Here is a 16179-nt window from a genome sequence, read left to right on the forward strand (position 1 = left end):
GGCGACGTGCGCGCTCTTGGCGCCGGCCGCGGCCAGCGCCAGCGAGCCGCCGAGGCTGGCCAGCATGCCGAGGTTGTTGGCGCGGGCGAGCTGGCGCCGGCGGCTGGCACGGCGCGGCGGCGCGGGCACGGCGGCGGGCGCCGCGGTGGCCGGAGCCGCCAGCCACGGCGCGACGGCGTCCAGCACCTCGCGGCACATCAGCGCCTCGCCGACACGCGTGCCGTCGTACTCGACGACGATGCTGCCGGCCGCCGCGTTGGCGCGCAGCGTGCGCAGCGCCGGCAGCGTGTCCAGCCGCGCCAGCACCGCTTCGCGCAGCGCATCGCGGCGCAGCCGCGCGTCGCGCAGGCGCAGGCGCCCCGGCAGGGACGAGACGATCGGAGCGTGGTGGGCGGTGTCCATGGTCGGTTTGTACGGCCTGAAGGCGCGCGGACGGCTCGTTTGTGTCAAGGCCGGCGCCCGAGGCTCGATCGGCGGCCATCGAAGCTGCATAATAAGAATAATTCCTATTTAACGCACCTCAGACCAGCCGCCGCCAGTCTCCTGCCCGCCGGTGCCGGGCCCCGTCAGACGAGAACGGCCGTGCTGGAGCGTCACTACCGCGAACTGCTGAACTTCCTCGCCGGCCTGGTCGGCGACCGCCATGCCGCGGCCGACCTGGCCCAGGAGAGCTACGCCCGCGTGCTCGGGCTGCAGCAAGGTGGCCAGGCCGTGCTGGACGGCCGCGCCCTGCTCTACCGCACGGCGCGCAACCTCGTCGTCGACCGCCACCGCCGCGCCGCGCTGCGCCGCCACGAGGCGCTGGACGAACTGGCGGAGGAGGAGCACCCGAGCGCGCCGCCGCAGTCGCGGCCCGACGAGGCGCTGGCCTCGCGCCAGGACGTGCAGGCCTGCCTGGCGGCGATCGAGGCGCTGCCGCCACGCTGCCGCGAGGCCTTCGTGCTGCACGTCTTCGACGAGCTGAGCCAGGCCCAGGTCGCCGAACGCATGGGCATCTCGGTCAGCATGGTCGAGAAACACGTCGCACGCGGGCTGCTGGCCTGCCGCGCCGCGCGGGCCGGGGGGTGAGGGAAACGGGCCGTTCGTGCGTCTACGGTCACGAGGACTGCCCGATGCCGCCACCGCCCGACGCCCCGCCGCCCGCGACCCACGACGACGCCGCGGCGCGCTGGGCCGTGCGCCGGCGCAGCGGCCTGGACAGCGACGGCCGCCGCGCGCTGCAGGCCTGGCTGGACGCCGACCCGCGCCACGCACAGGCCCTGGCCGAACTCGAGACGACCTTCGAGCACGTGGCCACGCTGCCGGCCGACGAGGTCGCACGGCTGCGTGCCGGAATCGTGCACGTCTCGCCGGGTGGACCGCCGCCAGCCGTGCCGCCGCGCCCGGCGCGGCGGCTGCAGCGGATGCTGGGCGCGGCGCTGGCGCTGGCCACGCTGGGCGTCGGCTGGACGGCCTGGGACCGCTGGACGCGGCAGCCGCGCTTCGAGCAGCACTACGCCACGCAGCGCGGCGAGCAGCTCGCCGTCACGCTGCCCGACGCCGCGACCGACGGCAGCCGGGTGCGCCTGGACAGCGCGACCCGGCTCGACGTGCGCCTGTACCGCGACCGGCGCGAACTGCGGCTGCACGAGGGCCGCGCGGCCTTCGCCGTGCACGCCGACGCGCGGCGCCCGTTCCACGTGCGGGCCGGCACGCTGGACGTCGTCGTCACCGGCACGCGCTTCACGGTGCGCCACACGCGTGCGGGGCTGGACGCCGGGCTGACGGTGGTCGAGGTCGAGGAAGGCCGGGTGCGCGTGACGCCGCAGGCCGGCGCCGCGCCGGACGCGGTGGTCGAGCTGCACGCCGGACAGCGGCTGAGCTCCGGCGGCGACGGCAGGCCCGGCCCGGCGCGGCCGCTGAGCAGCGCCGACGCGGCCGCCTGGCGCGAAGGCCGCATCGCCTTCGACGGCGTGCCGCTGGCCCAGGCGCTGGCCGAGTTCGAGCGCTACGGGCCCACCGGCGTCGTCGTGCGCGACCCGGCGGTCGGCGCGCTGCCGGTCGGCGGCAGCTGGCGTGTCGGCGACGCCCGGCGCTTCGCCGAGACGCTGCCCGAGCTGCTGCCGGTGCGGCTGCGGCCGCACGACGGCGTGCTGGAGCTCGTCGCGCATCCGGCACGGCCGCTCCGATCAGGTCACGCGAGGTAACGCGAAATATTCTCATTCGTGACGTGAGGGTTCGCGGCGGCCGTGCGTCTGCATCGGCAGGAGCGGGGCGGCCATCCGGCGCCCGGCCCAGAAGACACCGCAAGAGGACTCTCCGATGCGCCGAGCGCGATTCACCCCTGCCCCCCTGGCCCTGGCGGCCGCCGCCGTCGTCCTGAACCTGGCGACCTCCGTGCCCGTGCACGCCCAGACCGGCGCCACCGCGGCCGCGCCGCTGGCGCTGGAGCTGCCCGCCCAGCCGCTGGGCCAGGCGCTCAACGAACTGGCCCGCCGGGCCGACCTGCAACTCAGCTTCCCGGCCGATGCCGTCGCCGGGCGGACGGCGCCCGCGGTCTCGGGCCGGCTGACGCCGGAACAGGCGCTGCAGCGTCTGCTGGCCGGCAGCGGCCTGGCGGCCGACATCGACGGCAGGCGTGTAGTCGTCAAGCCGGCCGACGCGGTGCGCGAGTCGGCGCTGCCGGCGGTGAAGGCCAGCGCCGGCGCGCTGGCCGGCGACCTGCCGGCGCCGCATGCCGGCGGCCAGGTCGCGCGCGGTGCGCGCGTCGGCGCGCTGGGCAACCTGTCGGTCATGGACACGCCGTTCAGCACCATCGCCTACACCGCCGAACTGATCGCGCAGCAGCAGGCGCGCACCGTGGCCGAAGTGCTGGGCAACGACCCGGCGACACGTTTCACGACCTCGGCCGGCCACGCCTACGAGAACTTCCGCGTGCGCGGCTTCGACGTCAACGCCGGCGACCTGGCGATCGAGGGGATGTACGGCCTGGCGCCGGTCGGCCACTCGCCGGTGGAGGCCCTGGAACGCGTCGAGCTGCTGAAGGGCCCGAGCGCGCTGTTCAGCGGGATGCCGCCGGGCGGCGGCGTCGGCGGTGTCGTCAACCTGGTGCCCAAACGCGCCGGCGACGAGCCGCTGACGCGTGCGAGCTTCGGCCTGCAGTCCGACTCTCAGGCCGAACTCGCGCTCGACCTGGGCCGGCGCTTCGGCGAGCACAAGCAGTGGGGCCTGCGCGTCAACACCGCCTACGCCGACGGCGACACGACGCTGGACGAGCAGAGCAAGAAGCGCGAGTTCCTGTCGGCTGCGCTGGACTTCCGCGGCGAGGCGCTGACGGCCACGCTGGACGCCTACACCAGCACCGAGAAGTTCGACGGCGGCACGCCGGCGATGTACTGGTTCGCGACGACCGACATCCCCGGCGCGCCGGACCCGAGCACCAACCAGTTCCGCAACGGCTGGGGCGAGCTGAAGAGCCAGGCCGTCATCGCACGCGCCGAGTACACGATCCACGAGCAGCTCGATGCCTTCGCCGGCGTCGGCCGGCGCGAGCACGACTACGCCGGCTTCATCAACGGCACGCACGCGCGCCAGATCGCCGCCAACGGCGACTACAGCGGCCGCATGGTCGGCCAGCGCGGCTACAGCGACACCGTCTCCGCCGAGGCCGGGCTGCGCGGACGCTTCGCCACGGCCGGCGTCCGCCACGAGCTGGTGCTGCACGCCACGCGGCTGGATCAGGAGGACGGCTCGGCGGTCAACATGGCCAGCTTCAGCTCCAACATCTATCGCCCGATCACGCCGACGATGGTGGCCGTGCCGGGCACGGCGCCCAAGACCGGCGAGACGACGCTGGACAGCCTGGCGCTGGTCGACACCCTGTCCTTCCTGGACGACCGCCTGCGGCTGACGCTGGGCGCTCGCCACCAGGGCGTGGAGACCCGCAGCTTCAACCCCGCCGGCGCGGTGACCGCGCACTATGACAAGAGCGCGCTGACGCCGGCCGTCGCCGTCGTCGCCAAGCCCTGGGGCCAGGACGTCTCGCTGTACGCCAACTACGTGCAGGGGCTGAGCAAGGGCGACACCGTCAGCGCCGCGCTGAACGGCGGCAAGGAACTGGTCTTCGCGCCGTACAAGACCGAGCAGAAGGAGCTCGGCGTGAAGTGGACGACGGGCCGCTTCACCAACACCGTGAGCCTGTTCGAGATCGGCAAGCCGGTGCTGGTGACCACCGGCGATCCCTTGGCGCCGACCTACAGCGACGACGGCGAGAAGCGCGTGCGCGGCGTCGAATGGAGCACCTTCGGCGAGCCGATGGCCGGTGTGCGTGTGCTCGGCGGCATCAGCTACAACCAGGGCAAGCTGACCCGGACCGCCTTCGGCCAGAACGACGGCCACGACGCCGTGGGCACGCCGCGCTGGCAAGGCAACCTCGGCGCCGAATGGGACACGCCCTGGCTGCAGGGCCTGACGCTCAGCACGCGCCTCACGGCCACCGGCGAGCAGTACCTGGACCAGGCCAACACCCAGCGCATCCCCGGCTGGAGCCAGATCGACGTCGGCGCGCGCTACGCCACCGAGCTGATGGGGCGGCCGACGCAGTGGCGCCTGGGCGTCAACAACCTGTTCGACCGCCACTATTACGCCGGCAGCTTCAGCGACAGCACGCCGATCGCCACGCTGGGCGCCAAGCGCAGCGTCGCGGCCTCGGTGACGGTGGACTTCTGAGCGCCGTGCACGCGACGACCCCGAAGCGCGCGCTCGCCGGCCTGGCGCTGGTGCTGGCCGCCGGCGCCGCGCCGGCGGCCGACACGCCGGTGCAACTGCCCGGCGCACGCCAGTTCGACATGGCGGCCGAGGGCAGCGGGCCGCGCTACCGCATCTTCGTCTCCGAGCCCGACGCGCCTGCGCCGGCCGCGGGCTATCCGGTGCTCTACGTGCTCGACGGCAACGCCGCGTTTCCGGTGGCCGCCTTCCTGGCGCGTTCGGTGGCCTCGCGGCGCGAGGTCACCGGGCAGGCGCCGCTGCTCGTCGTCGGCATCGGCTACCCCGGCGACGCCGACTTCGACGTCGCGGCGCGCCGGCGCGACTACACCGTCGGCGTGGCCGAGCCCGGCGCCGCCGGCCGCGAAGGCGGCGCCGAGCGCTTCCTCGACTTCGTCGAACGCGAACTGAAGCCGCGCATCGCCGCCCGCCACCCGGTCGACACGCAGCGCCAGGCGCTGTTCGGCCACTCCTTCGGCGGCCTGCTGGTGCTGCACGCGGCGTTCACGCGGCCGGCGAGCTTCACGACCTTCGTCGCGTCGAGCCCGTCGATCTGGTGGAACGGCCGGCGTGTGCTCGACGGGCTGCTACAGCCGCCGGCGGCCGTGCCGCGGCTGCAGCTCAGCGTCGGCGCGCTGGAGGACACGCCGCCGCCGGGCCGGCTGTCGCCCGAGCGGCTGGCGCTGCTGGCCGAACGTTCGATGGTCGGCGAAGCGCGGGCGCTGGCCACGCGGCTGCAGGCGCTGCCGGCCTGGCAGGGGCGCTTCGCCTTCCACGAGTTCGACGGCGAGAACCACGGCTGGGTGTGGCTGCCGGCGCTGTCGCGCGGCCTGCAGTTCTTTCTCGACCAACCCGCGGCGCCGGCCTCCGGCGCACGCCAGGAGGACGCTTCATGAGTTTCACGCTCGCGGGACTGGCCGCCACGCTGGCCGGCAGCGCCTGCCTGTACCTGGCCTCGCCGCACCAGCAATGGCGCCGGCGGCCCTGGCCGGCAGGCCCGGCACGCGCCGCCGCGGCGGCGCTGTGGTGCCTGGCGCTGGCGGCGATGGGCCAGGCCCTGCAGCCGCTGGCCGCGGCCTTCTGCTTCGCCACCGCCTTGATGCTGAGCCTGACGCTGCCGCCCTACCTGGGCGCGCTGCGGGCCGCCTACCGGAGCCCCGGCGATGGCCCGCGCTGACACGATGCGCCGCGACTGGCTGGCCAAGACGCTGGCCGGCAGCCTGCTCGGGCTGACGCTGGCGCTGGGCTGCAGCGCCATCTTCGACGTGCTGGCCGCGGCGCTGCCGCTGCCGGTGCGCGCCCAGCTCGCGATGTGGATGGTGGCGCCGATCTGGCTGGGCACGCTGTCGGGCTGCTACTTCTTCGCCGACGGCTGGCGCGCCTGGCGCGGCCTGGCCCTGGCCAACCTCGCCGTCTTCGGTGCCTGGGCGCTGCTGCGCCAGTTCCTTGCCTGATCCCGCCATGCGAGCCGAAGTCCTGCGCATCTACAAGTCGGTCCACACCTGGACCGGCATCGTCTCCGGCATGGCGCTGTTCATCGCCTTCTATGCCGGCGCCCTCACCGTCTTCAAGGAGCCGCTGGCACGCTGGGCGAGCCCGCCGGCGCAGCAGGCGGCGGTGCCGCTGGAGCGTGCGCAGGAGCTGATCCTGCGCACGCTGCAGGCCGAGCCGGCCGCCGCACGCGGCTTCACGCTGCATCTGCGCGACACCGAGAACGTGCCCGGCCGGCTGAGCTGGACGGTGCGCGACGCCGAGGCCGACGACCACGACCACCGCCACCTGCGCCACTTCGTAGCCACGCTGGACGCCGAGGGCCGGGCCGTCACCCAGCCGGCCGCTCCGACGCAGCTGGGCCAGTTCATCGACGTGCTGCACCGCGTTGTCGGCCTGCCGGTGGACAACGACCCCAACCGCTGGGTGATGGGCGTGGTGTCGGCGCTGTACGCGCTGGCGCTGGTGTCCGGCGTCATCGTGCTGCTGCCGTCGCTGGTCAAGGACTTCTTCGCGCTGCGCGTCGGCCCCAACCTGAAGCGCATGTGGCTGGACGCGCACAACGTCGTCGGCATCGTCAGCCTGCCGTTTCACGTCGTGATGGCGCTGACGGCGGTGGTCTTCGCCTTCCACGACGGCCTCTACGCGCTGCAGGACCGGCTGCTGCACGAAGGCCGGCTCGCCACCGCCTTCCAGCGCGCGCCGGCCGCCGACGGCGCCGCCCCGCGCGACGCGGCGGCGATGCGCCCGCCGGCCGAGCTGCTGGCAGCGGTCGCGCAGGTCGCGCCGGGCTTCGTGCCGACGGCGATGCAGTACCAGCAGCCCACCGGGGCCCGCGCCGCGGTGCGCGTCTGGGGCCAGGACGAGAGCGCGGTGGCACCGCGCGCGCATGGCGGCTTCGTCGTCGTCGACCCGTACAGCGCGCGCATCGTCGGGCGCGAGGCCCTGCCCGGCCAGCAGTCGGCGCCCAACACCGTCATCAGCAGCATCTTCGCGCTGCACATGGCCTCGTTCGCCGGCGACCCGGTGAAATGGCTGTACTTCGTGCTCGGCCTGGCCGGCGCCTGGCTGTTCTACAGCGGCAACCTGCTGTGGATCGAGAGCCGGCGCAAACGCGGCGCCGAGCCGCCGCGGCGCACGCGCTGGATGGCCGCGGCGACGATCGGCGTCTGCCTGGGCAGCGTCTGCGGGATCTCGGCGACGATCGCCGCGGCCAAGTGGCTGCCGGGGCTGGTCGACGACGTCGGCGCCGGCCACCGCTGGACCTACTACGCGGTGTTCTTCGCCGCGATCGGCTGGGCCTTCTGGCGCGGCAGCGCACGCGGCTCGGTGCAGCTGCTGTGGGCAGCCGTCGTGCTGACGGCGGCGATCCCGGCCAGTTCGCTGCTCGGCGCGCTGGCGCCCGGGCTCGGCCCCTGGGCGCCGGCCTCGGGCGCGGCGCTGGCGGTCGACCTGACGGCCGCCGCCGGGGGCGGCGCTGCTGGCCTGGATGGCGCGCGCCACGGCGCGGCGCGTGCACCACGGGCCGGCGCCCAGCGTCTGGGCGGCGTCACAGGCGGCGCCGACGGCAGCGCAGGTCCCGGCGACGGCGGGGCGCGAGGGCTGAAGACGGGCCGGCCCTGCCGCGCCCAGGCTCCGCAGGGCTGCCCGGGTTCACTCCCGTCCAGACAGAACCCAGCCCAGGATCCATTCGCCGCCCCAGGCCCAGGCCATCAGCAGCAGGCCGGTCGTGACCACGAGGGCCACCCCCGACATCAGCAGCCCCAGGATCACGGCAACCCCGTCGCGAAACACCAGCCCCAGGCCGATGAACATCAGCGCGACGGCCGGCAGCAGGTTGCCGAACGGAATCGGCATCACGACGATGGCGGCCATCGAGCCGACGGCGAGCGCCGTCGCCGATCGCCGGCCGGCGAGCGCCAGGTGGCTCCATCGGGTCCTGGCACAACGGCCCGCCACGGCATAGGCCGACGCCAGCCCGACCAGCACCCGCCGGGCCCAACGAAGCGGCAGTTCGAGCTCGGCCACCCGTGGCGGCAGACACGGCGCACCGTGGCCCCGCCACATGGCGACCGCCAGCGCCGCCATCCCCACGCCGAGCACCGTGCCGACACCGGGCACCGGCAGCAGACAGGGCATGGCCAGCAGAAGCAGCAGCGTGCCGTGGGCGTCAGGCCCGTGGACCTGCGCCATCGTGCGCATCGACACACGCTCCTCCTGGAGGGCGGCGGCGGCATCGCGCAGCCGCTGCACGATCGGCGGCGTCATGCGGACTCGGCGACCGCGGGCTGCCCGCGGGTCTTCCACAGCGACACCAGCACGCCGCCGGCGATCAGGCCGAAGGTCACGCTCAGCGAGATCACCGCCGGGACCTTGCCGATGATGCCCACCAGGAAGATCTTGCTGCCGATGAAGACCAGCACCAGGGCCAGCGCGTACTTCAGGTACTTGAAGCGGTGGATCATCGCCGCCAGCGCGAAGTACAGCGCCCGCAGGCCCAGGATGGCGAAGATGTTGCTGGTGTAGACGATGAAGGGGTCGGTGGTGATGGCGAAGATCGCCGGCACCGAGTCGACCGCGAAGATCAGGTCGACGAACTCCACCAGCACCAGGGCCAGGAACAGGGGCGTCGCGAAACGTTCCAGCCGGCCCGTCGCGGGGTCGGTCTCGCGCACCCAGAAGGCGTTGCCACGCAGCCCGTCGGTCACGCGCATGTGCCGCTTCAGGAACTTCAGCAGCGGGTTGTTCGCGATGTCCGGCATGTGGTCGGCGATGACCCACATCTTGATGCCGGTGAAGATCAGGAAGGCGCCGAACAGGTACAGCACCCAGCTGAACTGGCTGACCAGCGTCGCCCCCAGGCCGATCATGATCGCGCGCAGCACGATCACGCCCAGGATGCCCCAGAACAGCACCCGGTGCTGGTACTGCCGCGGGATGGCGAAGAAGGTGAAGATCAGCGCGATGACGAAGACGTTGTCCATCGACAGCGACTTCTCGATCATGAAGCCGGTGTAGTAGTCCATCCCGCTCTGCGCACCCAGGTACCACCAGACCCAGGCGCCGAAGAGCAGCGCCACGCCGATGTAGCCGGCGGACAGCAGCAGGCTCTCGCGCACGCCGATCTCGTGGTCGTCCTTGTGCAGGACGCCGAGATCGAACGCCAGCAGCGCGATGACGATGCCGACGAAGGCGAGCCAGACCCACGCGGGCTTGCCCATGAAGTCGGCGGTGACGAAAGGAAGCAGGACGTCCATGGCGGATTGATTCGAGTGGATGCTGCCGAGGCGAGCGTGGCGCCTGCGTGATCAGCGCGACACCAGCGAAGGCCCGCCGCTCGGGCCGTTGCCGCCGCGGCTGCGGCGCTGCCAGAGCGTGATGAGCAGGTGCAGCCCGGCGCCCAGAAGCAGCAGGAGAACGCCGCCGAAGGCCCAGGTCACCCAGGCCAAGACGGTCAGCCCGCCCGCCAGGGCAGGCGCAGCCTGCAGCAGGCTGTCGACCAGCGGCCCGAGCCCCGCCAGCATCTGGGTCAGCGCCTGCACCGTCTCCGACGGCAGCCACGCGGCCAGCCAGTCCGGCAAGGCGATGGTGCCGACGCCCGAGGCGACACCGGAGAGCTCCCCCGCGTTGGAGACGGACCAGACGGCGACGGCGTGCAACGCCCAGGCCGCCAGGGACCACAGCGCCAGCAGCGAGGCGACGGCAAACCAACTGAGAACGTGGAACATGGCGGGCGGACGTTGGAGTGATCGGACGGCGGAAGTGTGGGGATGGTCCAAGTTCGAACAAACCAGAACGAAGCGAACCTATATTTCGGTTTTCCGGAATCGGAGGTCGCATGCTGAACTACCGCCATCTGCACTACTTCTGGGTCGTCACCAAGGAAGGCGGCTTTGCCCGGGCCGCCGAGCGGCTGGACATGGCCGTGCAGACGATCAGCGCGCAGGTGCGCGAACTGGAGAAGGCCCTCGGCCATCAGCTGCTGAAGCCTGCGGGACGCGGTGTGGCGCTCACCGAAGCCGGCCAGGCCGCCTTCGCCCGCGCCGAGGAGATCTTCCAGCTGGGCCAGGGCATTCCCGACGAGGTGCGAGAGGCGGCCAGCGGCAAGGTGGCCCGGCTGACGGTGGGGCTGTCCGACGGGATCTCGAAGCTGGCCGCCCATGCGCTGCTCGAGCCCGTGCTGGGCACCGCCAACCTTCGGCTCGTATGCCACGAAGGCGAGATCGAGCAGCTGCTCGGCGAACTGGCGCTCCATCACCTGGATGTGGTGTTCGCCGGGCAGGCGGCACCGCGCAACCCGAACCTGCGCCTGACCAGCGAGAAGCTCGTCGATTCGACCGTCGAGTGGTACGGACCGGCGAAGCTGGTCGGCAGGACCGAGCGCGAGCGCTTTCCGCACAGCCTCAACGACCTGCCCGTGCTCCTGCCGACGGGGCATTCGGCGCTGCGCACGATGCTGGACCACTGGTTCGAGACGCAGGGGCTGCGGCCGCGCATCGTCGGCGAGTTCGAGGACAGCGCGCTGCTGGCGGTCTTCGCCGCTCGCGGCCTGGGCGTGTTCCCGGTCAGCCGGCTCGGTGCGGACGACGTCGGCCTGCTGCGCGGTCTTCGCCCGCTGGGCCGCAGCGACGGCGTGAAGGAGGAGATCCACGCCATCCGCTCGCGCCGCGGCCAGCACCACCCTCTGGTGATGCAGGTGCTGGCCGCGGCTCGCTCTTGAACCCGTGCTGATCGGACCGGATCAGGCCGCTTCGCGCTGGGCCGGGTTCGAGGAGCCCGGCCCCTCCCCATCGAGCAGCTTCCAATGGCGGCGCGCGGCCTCGACCACCATGGACTCCCCGTCGGCCAGGTGGCCGTCGGCCCGCGCCGCGGCCAGGGACAGGCGCAGCACCGTCCTCTGCAGCATCGGGTCCGAAATCTCGGCCATCAACGACGCCAAGGCGCTGTCGTCGACGTTGCCCATCAGCGACCCCGTCTCGTACCCGCCCGCCAGCAGTTCTTCGCACAAGGTGTGAACGATGTGCGGCAGGAGCTGGGGCTCCAGCCCGAGTTCGCTCTCCGCGCCCAAGCGCTTGAGGATGTCGAACTCGGAACTGCACACGTGGCCGTCGGAGATGAGCACCAGCGCGACGATGCGCGCCGCGGCTTCGGGGCTGTTGTGGGGGTAGCTGCGCACGGCAAGTCTCCGTTGAGATGGTCCTGTCCGGGTTGTCGATCGGGCTTCCGGACTCAATCGTCCCGACCGAGACTGCGCCGGCCCGGCACGAGGGCGACAAGAGGCAGGAAGAGCTTCACGGCGGGTGACTCCGGGAGTGATGGCAGAGAGGAATGTGCGCCCGCCGAAACTTCGAAAGAAGCAACGATTCAGGAGCTTCAACTCAGGGAAAAACGAACCCAACCGACCATGGAGCCAGGTGTTGTCAGGGTGTATCCCGGGTCAACCGCTCTGCGAACGAAATGCCGATGGCGGAAAGCACGAACATGAAGTGGATGACCGCCACCAGCGTCACGACCTGGATGTTCTCCAGGCTCAGATCGCCACTCAGGTACGTCTTCAAGGCATGCACGCCGGATATCGAGATGATGGCGAACGCGAGCTTCAGCTTGAGGTTGTACGTGTTGACGTGGTCCAGCCAGTCGGGCTTCTTCATGTCCTTGGTGTCGAAGTGCCCCGTGGTCACGAACAGCGACACGCCGGCGAGCGCCACCACCCAAACCAGCTGCGCCACCATCGTCATGTCCACCAGTTCGAGCACCTTGATGATCAGGTCGATCTTCTCGAGCTCTCCGAACAGCAAGGTGCTCATGAGCTTGTAGGTCTCGAGCAAGAACTTGCCCAGGACGCCCAGGATGATGGTGACCAGGCCGGCGTAGAAGAACAGCATGGTGAACCGCATGCCGTAGAGCAGCGAGCCGACGGCCGAGAGCACTTTTTCCATGGTTGGATACCTTGAGACCCAGCGGAGGGTGACGTCGAACAGCGGGCCTGCCGCAGTTCTCCGGGCCAGGACGGCCGGCCGGCAGAGACAGGCTGCGGCAGACGATCTCAGTCGTGGCGCGGCAGATCGCCGAGGCCGGTGTGCTCACCCTCCTTGCGATCGACGTCCGGGGCGGCGTGCAGCGCGAGCCGGCGCGCCCCGCCGGCCGATACGGCCGGTGGCCGCCGGAAGACGCGGACGCCACCATTCAGCAGCTTCGCCGAGCCGGGCGGACCGGACCGAACCCGGGAGTCCGTGGCGAACTCCGTTCGGACGGCATTGGCGGGTCGAGTGTTGGGCATCCGGTGCTTCTCCAAAAGATGGCGTTCCGAAGGGCTCTCGTCCTGCAACGCGAGCCGGGTGACGCCAACGAAGCCCGAAGTCTGCGGCCGAATGCCGGTTCAACGTTCAGGTTTAGCCGATGTTCTCGTTCTTGAAATTCTGATTTTCCAGAACCTTCCGGCACCCGGCTGTTTCTCTGCCCCGCAAGCGATGGAACTCCGCACGCAAGTGCCGGCCTGGCGGTGGCCACGACGGTGGGCGACGAGCCGGCCAGCCTCGCCGGACGCGCATGGCGGCGCGTGTCCGAAGCCTGGGTGCGCGAAGCCGGGTTCTGAGCGCGCGCCAAGCCCACCCCGGTCGAGGCGCGACGCGCCAGCCCAGCGGCGACGCCGCGCGGCGTCCCGGCGCCTCGACCGCCTTGATGCGCCCGCCAGCGCCGAGCGCCCGGGCAAGCCGAGTCCTCGCCAGTGAGGTGCGGCGGTCAGCCCCGCACACGTCCGGGAACGCCTGCGGATCCTCCCGGCTCACGTCCCGCGCGCTTGCAGGCGCGCGGGCCGTGATGAGGCAGGAAGACGTGCGCAGGCACGCAAGGCTCTGGCCGCGCACCCCGGCCTTCGGGCTTGCAGGCCCGAAGGCAGTCACGAGGCGACAGGACGCGCGCAGGCGCGAATTCGGTTGACCACGCATCCCGGCCCTAGCGCTTGCAAGCGCTAGGGCAATGACGAGGCGTGAAGACGTGCGCAGGCACGTCTTCACGTCCGCGTCATTCCCATTCGATCGTCGCGGGGGGCTTGCTGCTGACGTCGTAGGTGACGCGGTTGATGCCGCGGACCTCGTTGATGATGCGGCCGGAGACCTTCTTCAGCAGCGCGTACGGCAGCTCGGCCCAGTCGGCCGTCATGAAGTCGCTGGTCTGCACGGCGCGCAGTGCGACGACGTAGTCGTAGGTGCGACCGTCGCCCATCACGCCGACGCTCTTGACCGGCAGGAAGACCGTGAAGGCCTGGCTGGTCAGGTCGTACCAGGTCTTGCCGCTGGCTTCGTCGCGGAAGTTGCGCAGCTCCTCGATGAAGATCGCGTCGGCGCGGCGCAGCAGGTCGGCGTACTCCTTCTTCACCTCGCCGAGGATGCGCACGCCCAGGCCCGGGCCCGGGAACGGGTGGCGGTAGACCATGTCGTGCGGCAGGCCCAGCGCCACGCCGAGCTCGCGCACCTCGTCCTTGAACAGGTCGCGCAGCGGCTCCAGCAGCTTCAGGCCCAGTTGCTCGGGCAGGCCACCGACGTTGTGGTGGCTCTTGATCGTCGTCGCCTTCTTGGTCTTGGCGCCGCCCGACTCGATGACGTCGGGGTAGATCGTGCCCTGAGCGAGGAAGGTCGCGCCCTTGTGGCCCTCGGTGCCGGCCTTCAGCTTGGCGGCCTCGGCCTTGAAGACGTCGACGAACAGGCGGCCGATGATCTTGCGCTTGGCCTCGGGGTCGGAGACGCCGGCCAGTTCGCCGAGGAACAGCTCGCTGGCATCGACGCGGATCACGCGCGCGTGCAGCTTGCCGGCGAACATGTCCATCACCATGTCGCCTTCGTTCAGGCGCAGCAGGCCATGGTCGACGAAGACGCAGGTCAGCTGCTCGCCGATGGCGCGGTGGATCAGCGCCGCGGCGACGCTGGAGTCGACACCGCCGGACAGGCCGAGGATGACCTCCTCGTCACCGACCTGCTCGCGGATGCGCGCCACCGCCTCCTCGACGTGGTCGCGCATCACCCAGTCGGGCTTGGCGCCGGCGATCTGCAGCACGAAACGTTCGAGCAGCGCGCGGCCCTGCACGGTGTGCGTGACCTCGGGGTGGAACTGCACGGCGTAGTAGCCGCGCGCCTCGTCGGCCATGCCGGCGATCGGGCAGCTCGGCGTGCTGGCCATCAGCTTGAAGCCCGGCGGCAGCGCGGTGACCTTGTCGCCGTGGCTCATCCAGACCTTCAGCATGCCGTGGCCTTCGGCCGTGGCGAAGTCCTGGATGCCGTCGAGCAGCCGGGTGTGGCCGTGGGCGCGCACCTCGGCGTAGCCGAACTCGCGCGTCTTGCCGCCTTCGACCGCGCCGCCGAGCTGCGCGGCCATCGTCTGCATGCCGTAGCAGATGCCCAGCACCGGCACGCCCAGGTCCCACACCGCCTGCGGCGCGCGCAGGTCCTCGGCCTCGTAGGTGCTGGCGTGGCTGCCCGACAGGATGATCGCCTTCGGCGCGAACTCGCGCACGAAGGCGTCGGAGACGTCGTTCGGGTGGATCTCGCAGTAGACGTGCGCCTCGCGCACGCGACGTGCGATCAGCTGGGTGACCTGCGAACCGAAGTCGAGGATGAGGATCTTGTCGTGCATCGTCGGGCTCTGAAGCGAAGAAGGCCCGCCGCGCGCACCGCGTCTGGCATGACGGGGCGGCGAGGCAGGCGGGAGTCGGTCACGCGGCGTGGGTGGCCAGCCGCGCTCGGCGCTGTTTGCGGAAATGGGCGATCGCGAAGGCCAGCGCCAGGGCCTGCAGCACCGCCGAGAAGAACATCGGCGTGCCGATGCGCCAGTCGCCCTGCGGCAGGTGCGACACCAGGCCCAGCAGCGGTGCCGCCAGCGTCGGCGCCACCACCGCCATCAGGCTGTTGAGCGAGCTCACCGAGCCCATCGTCTGGCCCTGGTTGTCGTGCTGCGCCGCGCCCGACACCAGGCCCTGCAGCGCCGCGGTGATCGTGTTGCCGAGGATGTTGGCGGCGATGACGACGTACATCATCCAGCCCTCGGTGACGAGGCCGAAGGCGACGAAGGCCAGCGTCGACGACAGCAGCCCCAGCACCGCCAGCCGCGGCGCACCGAAGTGCTTCAGCAGCCGGCCCAGCAGCCCGCCCTGCACGATCGCCGAGACGACGCCGATCGCGAACAGCGACCAGCCGTTCTGCGTCGGGCCCCAGCCGAACTTGAAGGTCGTGTAGAGCACCCAGGTCGTGTACAGCGAGAACTGCGCCAGCGCGGCGCAGGCGAGCACGACGACGAGCAGGCCGACGCCCTTGAGCTGCGCCAGCTCCTTCAGCGCCGACAGCGGGTTGGCGCGCTTCCAATGGAAGGGCCGGCGCTTGTCCAGCGGCAGCGATTCCGGCAGCACGAAGTAGCCGTAAGCCAGGTTGATCAGCGCCAGCGAGCCGGCGACGAAGAACGGCAGGTGCGGGTCGATGCCGCCGAGCAGGCCGCCGATCACCGGCCCCAGGATGAAGCCGATGCCGAACATCGCGCCGAGCATGCCGAAGCGCTTGGCACGCTCCTGCGGCGGCGTGATGTCGGCGACGTAGGCGTTGGCCACCGCGGCGTTGGCCTGCATCGCGCCGCCGACGATGCGCGACGCGACCAGCATCCAGATCGACGTCGACAGCGCGGTGACGAAGAAGTTGAACGCCAGGCCGCAGAAGCCCAGCAGCAGCACCGGGCGGCGGCCGTAGCGGTCGGACAGCGCGCCGAGGATCGGCGCGCCGATGAAACACGCCACCGCGTACGAGAACGCGACGACGCCGTACCAGTAGGTCTGCTCCGCCGGGCTGGTGGTGAAGACACCGACCAGCGCCGGCAGCACCGGCGAGATGACGCCCACCGCCAGCATGTCGATGAGCACGACCAGCATGATGAAACGCATCGCTGCCGGCCGGCCGCCGGGGTGCA

At 71.5% G+C, this 16179-nt stretch carries 16 protein-coding genes and 1 pseudogene; 8 read left to right on the forward strand and 9 right to left on the reverse strand.

The annotated features are described in order from the left end of the window. A partial coding sequence (locus RBXJA2T_RS14400; RefSeq protein ID WP_009858133.1) for an HMA2 domain-containing protein occupies window positions 1–402 on the reverse strand: 402 nt, incomplete at its 3' end. Window positions 403–582: 180 nt separating this feature from the next. Between RBXJA2T_RS14400 and RBXJA2T_RS14405 the strand changes: the two genes are divergently transcribed. From RBXJA2T_RS14405 to RBXJA2T_RS20775, 7 genes and pseudogenes are all read left to right on the forward strand, one after another. Beyond that, window positions 583–1068 carry a sigma-70 family RNA polymerase sigma factor gene (locus RBXJA2T_RS14405; protein ID WP_009858134.1) on the forward strand — a complete coding sequence of 162 codons (486 nt, stop codon included), beginning with the start codon at window positions 583–585 and terminating at the stop codon, window positions 1066–1068. 44 nt (window positions 1069–1112) lie between these two features. After that, complete coding sequence (locus RBXJA2T_RS14410; RefSeq protein WP_009858135.1) at window positions 1113–2186, forward strand: FecR family protein; 1074 nt, start codon at window positions 1113–1115, stop codon at window positions 2184–2186. 115 nt (window positions 2187–2301) lie between these two features. Then, entirely contained in the window at window positions 2302–4707 is a 2406-nt protein-coding gene (locus RBXJA2T_RS14415; protein WP_009858136.1) for a TonB-dependent receptor, read from the forward strand. A 5-nt stretch (window positions 4708–4712) separates the two neighbouring features. Then, window positions 4713–5639, forward strand: coding sequence for an alpha/beta hydrolase (locus tag RBXJA2T_RS14420; RefSeq protein WP_009858137.1), 927 nt, complete (start codon window positions 4713–4715; stop codon window positions 5637–5639). Next, a complete protein-coding gene (locus tag RBXJA2T_RS14425; protein ID WP_009858138.1) occupies window positions 5636–5920 on the forward strand; it encodes a hypothetical protein in 285 nt (94 codons plus the stop codon). The genes RBXJA2T_RS14420 and RBXJA2T_RS14425 overlap by 4 nt, the downstream gene beginning before the upstream one ends. After that, complete coding sequence (locus RBXJA2T_RS14430) at window positions 5907–6197, forward strand: hypothetical protein (protein WP_009858139.1); 291 nt, start codon at window positions 5907–5909, stop codon at window positions 6195–6197. The genes RBXJA2T_RS14425 and RBXJA2T_RS14430 overlap by 14 nt, the downstream gene beginning before the upstream one ends. A 70-nt stretch (window positions 6198–6267) precedes the next feature. Beyond that, window positions 6268–7275, forward strand: a pseudogene (locus RBXJA2T_RS20775) (PepSY-associated TM helix domain-containing protein); the annotation flags it as partial. Between the two features lie 612 nt (window positions 7276–7887). Here the strand turns inward: RBXJA2T_RS20775 and RBXJA2T_RS21030 are convergent. The 3 genes from RBXJA2T_RS21030 to RBXJA2T_RS14440 are packed head-to-tail and all read right to left on the reverse strand — an operon-like array spanning window position 7888 to window position 9962. Beyond that, window positions 7888–8502 carry an exopolysaccharide biosynthesis protein gene (locus RBXJA2T_RS21030; protein ID WP_029718470.1) on the reverse strand — a complete coding sequence of 205 codons (615 nt, stop codon included), beginning with the start codon at window positions 8500–8502 and terminating at the stop codon, window positions 7888–7890. Beyond that, window positions 8499–9491, reverse strand: a complete 993-nt coding sequence (locus RBXJA2T_RS14435; RefSeq protein ID WP_009858141.1) for a TerC family protein — start codon at window positions 9489–9491, stop codon at window positions 8499–8501. The genes RBXJA2T_RS21030 and RBXJA2T_RS14435 overlap by 4 nt, the downstream gene beginning before the upstream one ends. A gap of 51 nt (window positions 9492–9542) precedes the next feature. Then, window positions 9543–9962, reverse strand: coding sequence for a hypothetical protein (locus RBXJA2T_RS14440; RefSeq protein ID WP_009858142.1), 420 nt, complete (start codon window positions 9960–9962; stop codon window positions 9543–9545). Between the two features lie 110 nt (window positions 9963–10072). Here RBXJA2T_RS14440 and RBXJA2T_RS14445 point away from each other — a divergent pair, with 110 nt between their 5' ends. Beyond that, window positions 10073–10954, forward strand: a complete 882-nt coding sequence (locus RBXJA2T_RS14445) for a LysR family transcriptional regulator (RefSeq protein ID WP_009858143.1) — start codon at window positions 10073–10075, stop codon at window positions 10952–10954. Between the two features lie 21 nt (window positions 10955–10975). Here the strand turns inward: RBXJA2T_RS14445 and RBXJA2T_RS14450 are convergent, their stop codons facing one another. From RBXJA2T_RS14450 to RBXJA2T_RS14465, 5 genes are all read right to left on the reverse strand, one after another. Then, a complete protein-coding gene (locus RBXJA2T_RS14450) occupies window positions 10976–11410 on the reverse strand; it encodes a tellurite resistance TerB family protein (protein WP_009858144.1) in 435 nt (144 codons plus the stop codon). Window positions 11411–11654: 244 nt separating this feature from the next. Beyond that, complete coding sequence (locus tag RBXJA2T_RS14455) at window positions 11655–12173, reverse strand: YqhA family protein (RefSeq protein ID WP_009858146.1); 519 nt, start codon at window positions 12171–12173, stop codon at window positions 11655–11657. A gap of 107 nt (window positions 12174–12280) precedes the next feature. Further along, window positions 12281–12514 carry a hypothetical protein gene (locus RBXJA2T_RS20195; protein WP_138938885.1) on the reverse strand — a complete coding sequence of 78 codons (234 nt, stop codon included), beginning with the start codon at window positions 12512–12514 and terminating at the stop codon, window positions 12281–12283. A 743-nt stretch (window positions 12515–13257) separates the two neighbouring features. Then, a complete protein-coding gene (gene guaA / locus RBXJA2T_RS14460; protein WP_009858147.1) occupies window positions 13258–14862 on the reverse strand; it encodes a glutamine-hydrolyzing GMP synthase in 1605 nt (534 codons plus the stop codon). A 79-nt stretch (window positions 14863–14941) separates the two neighbouring features. Next, window positions 14942–16141, reverse strand: coding sequence for an MFS transporter (locus RBXJA2T_RS14465; RefSeq protein WP_230247885.1), 1200 nt, complete (start codon window positions 16139–16141; stop codon window positions 14942–14944). Between the last annotated feature and the right edge of the window lie 38 nt (window positions 16142–16179).

The sequence above is a fragment of the Rubrivivax benzoatilyticus JA2 = ATCC BAA-35 genome, from assembly GCF_000190375.1.
Taxonomy (GTDB): domain Bacteria; phylum Pseudomonadota; class Gammaproteobacteria; order Burkholderiales; family Burkholderiaceae_C; genus Rubrivivax; species Rubrivivax benzoatilyticus.